Raw genomic sequence first — 4,913 nt, 5'->3', positions numbered from 1 at the left:
TTAAAGCTATATTGTTGACCATCGATTTCTTTGGTTCCTGTAACCATCTCTCCATCTTTCAGTTCGAGATAGTACCAGTCATTATTGTATTTAAGCCAGCCTTTTTTCTGATCGCCGCTAGATGTATAATAGTACCATTTGCCATCAAACTGTTCCCAACCAGTTGCCATGACGCCTCCATTATTGAAGCGATAGAGTTTGCCATCAATTTTATTTAAACCAGTGAACATTTCCCCTGTTTTAGGGTCTAGATAATACCATTTTCCTGCATCATTGAGCCAACCACGTTTCATTTCACCTGAAGCGCTAAAGTAATACCATTTTTGATGCGTATATTGCCAATAAGTTCCCATTTCTCCGGCTTCATTGAAATAGTACAACTTTCCGTCAATTTCTTTGAAACCAATGGTCATTTTTTTATTTTCATCTAGGTAATACCATTTATTACCAATTTTATTCCAGGATGATGCTCTTACTTCATTTGAAAGCGCACCTGTATCATCAAAGACCAGAGTTGCTCCATTCACTGTTCTGGTACCAGTTTGCATAATCCCTTTTTCGTCAAAGTAATAGGTCTTACCGTTAATAATTGCTAACTCGGATTCTTTTCGATATCCTTTAGAATCCACATAATACCAATGCTTGTCGATTTGAAGCCATTTAGAAGTTTGTAACTTCCCATCTTTATCCATATATAAAGATTTAAGAGTAGCTTCATCATCAAAATCTTGAAGCCATTTATCTTGTTGCAGATGTCCTTTACCATTGAAGAAGTATTTCTCTCCATTAATTGTATGCCAACCAGTTGCCATCTGATCATCAGCGAAATAATACTTCTTATATCCATCTTCAGTAATCCAACGTGCAGTAGTATTCGGAATATCTGGGTAGTCTTGAGAAATATTATTAATACCGTCTGTTTTTATATCAAAGACAGTAGCATCTTTTTTATCACTTGAAGCATGAACGACTTGAACATTCATCTCTTTCAATTTATCTCTTGTTGCTTGAACATTGATATCCAAACCTGTTGTTTGCACAACGATAGATGGAGAGAGGTTATTGAGGAAATTAATGCTATTTGAAACTTTTCCATCGAGGTGATGGTTCCACTTCATCAAATCTACTTTCCCAATTTGTGGACCTAATCGATCTTCAGCTCCATAAACATTATCAAGATCCCCACCCAGATAAATTTTCTTTCCATTTACTGTAACTACAGCAACAATCGAATTGGGGTTATCATCGTATACTTTCTTTAATTTTCCATCTGGACCGTATTCATTCTTGTAGTTATACAACTGAATATCCATATCCCCCAATTTGAAATGACTATCATTATCAGAGATATCTTGGATAAGATTGACCCCATATTTTCTAGCTGCATTCAGAGCATTATTGTAGTTGAAAAGGTTATCCCACAAGCCCCATTGAGTGGAAATTCGATCATCCGAATATCTTTTTAGATAAAATTTATCAACCTTATATTTTTTTTAGAACTTCATCAGCTCCACCGATATGGTCACTATGAACATGAGTTCCAAGCATAAAGTCCAACTTCTGAACACCTACATGGTCAAGATGACGGAAAAGTCGATCTTCAATTGCATAGAAATTTGACGTAATAATCCCCGATCTTAATGGATAAAGTGGATCACTCCCATCTGGGAAGTCATAGTCTTCACCCATATCTATCAGCGCATAATGCCCATTACTTTCAAGCAAAATGGCATCTGTACCTGGACTTCCTTTGGTATTAATGAAATGAATCCGATTCACGTCAGACTGCGAACTTGTGTCCGCCTCAACTCTTGCGCTGACACTAAGAAACAAAAATGCTCCTAAAGCGACTGCAACTTTTGTTTTTTTCATGATAAAGCCTCTCAAATTTTCTACTAATATATATAATTATACCAAAAAAACATGAAAAAGGGGTGTAAAAATGTAAACTGTCATTTTTACTGAGCCAAATCTTCCGCAAATCGATCAACATCTATCATCAAGTCCCTCCCTGATTTTTCTATGCAGATTTTTGGGAGTTCTTTTGTTAGTATCCTGTTTGCATCAGCTAAATCTTTAGGATAGATGTAGAATTGTTGGCCCTGTGGAAACTGATTTCGTACTTGCCATTCTTCAAAGTCCTTCAAAAAACTATTATGAGATGGCATCCTGACCGCTTCAAACAAGGCATGATCAAAGAATCTTAACAACCGATAAAGACCATGAACCTCATCAGCAAAGCATTTATCAATCTTGTCACAGGGATAACCCCGTCTCTGATAAGCACGACATAAGTTTTGTAAAACCATGCTTATCCCATCTACATCCTTTTGTACCAAACTTATAAAGTACCGAACAGAAAATTCTTCCATACCTGTTCTTTTTTTCTTCTCTAAAAACTATTGTGCCAGTATGAGAGCCTCAGACAATCTGTCTTCATCTTGATAATAAAGAGCATATAACAGATTGATGACATTTTCTGGATAATAGGTTCCTTTCAATAAGGGTAAGTCTTCTGGAATGAAAGATGAAATGTCTGAAAAATCATTACAAGCAAAACAGTTAAATAATCCTCTCAAAATTCCAGCTGTATAGACTGTTCCACTTGCAAGCAAACCGCCTTTAATTAACTCTACTCTTCCTATTTGCCACAAAGCTTTATTTAACAGATTATAGTCTCCATCTAAAAATGATACATAATATGCAAAATACTTGATATCATCTAACAATAAACTACTGTACAACTTTGTCCTTAAAATATCATCGGACATTACTTTCGAATTGTTCAAATACTTCTCAAATATTTTTTGGTTCGACTCTTCAAATTCTAGCAAATTTATCGGATCAGAATAATAGCCCCAATCTTTAAAATGATATTCACGTATCTTTTGATATTCTTTTACATACTCTCTCATAAGAACCACTTTCCTCTATCTACTGTATAAAAAAAAGACTAGACAAGTCTAGCCTTTCTTATTAATTAGAATTTTTTACGTTTACGAGCTGCTTCTGATTTACGTTTGCGTTTTACAGAAGGTTTTTCATAGAATTCACGTTTGCGTGTTTCTTGAAGAGTACCAGCTTTAGTAACCGCACGTTTGAAACGACGAAGAGCATCGTCAAGAGATTCATTCTTACGTACTACTGTTTTAGACATTTTTTTCACTCCCTTCAAGTTCAAGATCTATTCTATTTTACACGGAATAAAGAAAATTGTCAAGAAAAAAATGAAATTCCCCCAAATCATTCAATTTAAATTTTACAAAATTTACACCTTACACCTAACCTAGTTCCCCACTTATAAAATTCATTCCAGACGGCCAAATAATTCATTTATTTCACACTCAATGGAATCTAGATATTCCCCATAATCTGACGGTAAATCAGAAATGATATACAGATCCTGACTATCAAAATGCCAGACAAGATGTTTAAGTATCTGCTCTTGAATAAAATGTAAATCCTTTAGTTGAGCTAAACTGATAGCTTCTATCTTTGCTAAATACTGACAAAAAGCAGAAAGTGCAGAACAATCAAATTTGTCTTCTTCATATCAATACCTATAACATTTCTTTTTCAAGAATTAATAATTCTCAAAAAATGGAGATTATATATTCTTCTTTTCAAGGGAAAATCTATCATACACCCTACTATTAGAACTATTGTACCACTTTCAGAAAAACTGTATTCATTTTTGAACATATCCAGACCAAAAAACCACCCAATCCATAGGATCGAATGGTCTTTAATGGTAAAAATCTTATTTCTTTAACAAGCTGAGTGCTGCTGCATCTGCGATAATAGTCACATCTGGATGATTTTGCAGACTGCTTGCTGGAAGACTTTCTGTCACAGGACCTTCAACAGTTCCAGCGATAGCTTTTGCTTTTGATTCCCCATAAGCAAAGAGAAGGATAGATTTAGCATCCAAAATATTTTTAATCCCCATTGAAATAGCTTGTGTTGGAACATCTTCAATCTTCTCAAAGAAGCGCGCGTTAGCTTCAATTGTAGACTGGTCAAGCTCTACAAGGTGAGTTTGGCTATCAAATGGTGTGCCCGGTTCATTAAAGCCAATATGACCATTGCGACCAATTCCTAAGATTTGTAGGTCAACTGGATGGTCAGCAAGAATTTGGTTGTAGCGTTCTACTTCTACTTCTGCATTATCCTTGACACCACGTGGCAAGAAACTTTCTTTAAATGGTTTCTTGTTAAATAGATTTTCTTGCATAAAGTAACGGTATGATTGAGGATTATCCCCATCAAGACCTACGTACTCATCCAAGTTTACACTTGTGAGATTTGAAAAATCAAGATCACTCTCAACGATTCGTTGGTAAAATTCCAGAGGGCTACTTCCTGTTGCAAGCCCTAATGTTTGTGCACCGTTTTCCAATTTTTCTTTTAAGATATCAAAAGCAACTTTTCCACCTTCAATTGGATTTTCCACTTGAATAATTTTCATAATTTTGTCCTCCATATTCTTTATTTTATTATATGGTATAGACCAATTTTTGTCAAGTGAAAACGGTTTATTTTTATTGAAATTATAAATATACTAAACAAATCAATTAAGAGTTCTACCCTTAAACAAAAAAAGAGAGGAGTTTGACGTCCTCTCTTAAATCTTATATCAGAAGCACTTCCTGATTATATTTTAGAAAATGATTTTTTTATTATACTATTTTTTACGTTTGGCAACCAAACTCAATCCAACTAAACCAAGTGCTACTCCTAAAACGATTAAGACTGTAGTTTTCTGTTCACCTGTTTTCGGTAACTCATTATCCTTTTTCTTTTCAGGCGTTGACGATGTTACTGGTGCTGGAGGTGTTACTGGGCTTGGAGGCGTTACTGGACCTGGAGGCGTTACTGGACCTGGAGGCGTTACTGGACCTGGAGGTGTTACT

Annotated in this window: 6 protein-coding genes and 1 pseudogene; all 7 read right to left on the bottom strand. The window is 35.2% G+C overall.

What is annotated here, in order from left to right; translation table 11 throughout:
* Positions 1-1,424: pseudogene (locus ADM33_RS07995) on the bottom strand (MBL fold metallo-hydrolase); the annotation flags it as partial.
* Between the two features lie 58 nt (positions 1,425-1,482).
* The gene (locus ADM33_RS11755) at positions 1,483-1,872 is read right to left on the bottom strand and encodes an MBL fold metallo-hydrolase (RefSeq protein WP_239684826.1); all 390 of its coding nucleotides are present in this window, start codon (positions 1,870-1,872) and stop codon (positions 1,483-1,485) included.
* An 86-nt stretch (positions 1,873-1,958) separates the two neighbouring features.
* Positions 1,959-2,372: a hypothetical protein gene (locus ADM33_RS11750; protein WP_239684825.1), complete on the bottom strand. Its 414-nt coding sequence runs from the start codon at positions 2,370-2,372 to the stop codon at positions 1,959-1,961.
* 27 nt (positions 2,373-2,399) lie between these two features.
* On the bottom strand, positions 2,400-2,915 hold the full coding sequence (locus tag ADM33_RS11745; RefSeq protein ID WP_239684824.1) for a hypothetical protein: 516 nt from the start codon (positions 2,913-2,915) through the stop codon (positions 2,400-2,402).
* A gap of 65 nt (positions 2,916-2,980) precedes the next feature.
* Positions 2,981-3,157 (bottom strand): 30S ribosomal protein S21, encoded by a 177-nt coding sequence (gene rpsU / locus ADM33_RS07985; RefSeq protein ID WP_000048054.1) that lies wholly within the window; start codon positions 3,155-3,157, stop codon positions 2,981-2,983.
* A 603-nt stretch (positions 3,158-3,760) separates the two neighbouring features.
* Positions 3,761-4,468: a glucosamine-6-phosphate deaminase gene (locus ADM33_RS07980; RefSeq protein ID WP_049504350.1), complete on the bottom strand. Its 708-nt coding sequence runs from the start codon at positions 4,466-4,468 to the stop codon at positions 3,761-3,763.
* A gap of 216 nt (positions 4,469-4,684) precedes the next feature.
* On the bottom strand, positions 4,685-4,913 hold a 229-nt coding region (locus ADM33_RS07975; RefSeq protein WP_049504349.1), incomplete at its 5' end, for an LPXTG cell wall anchor domain-containing protein.

The sequence above is a fragment of the Streptococcus oralis genome (genome assembly GCF_001075875.1).
GTDB lineage: Bacteria > Bacillota > Bacilli > Lactobacillales > Streptococcaceae > Streptococcus > Streptococcus oralis_I.
This window is presented reverse-complemented; position numbering and strand designations above follow the sequence as displayed.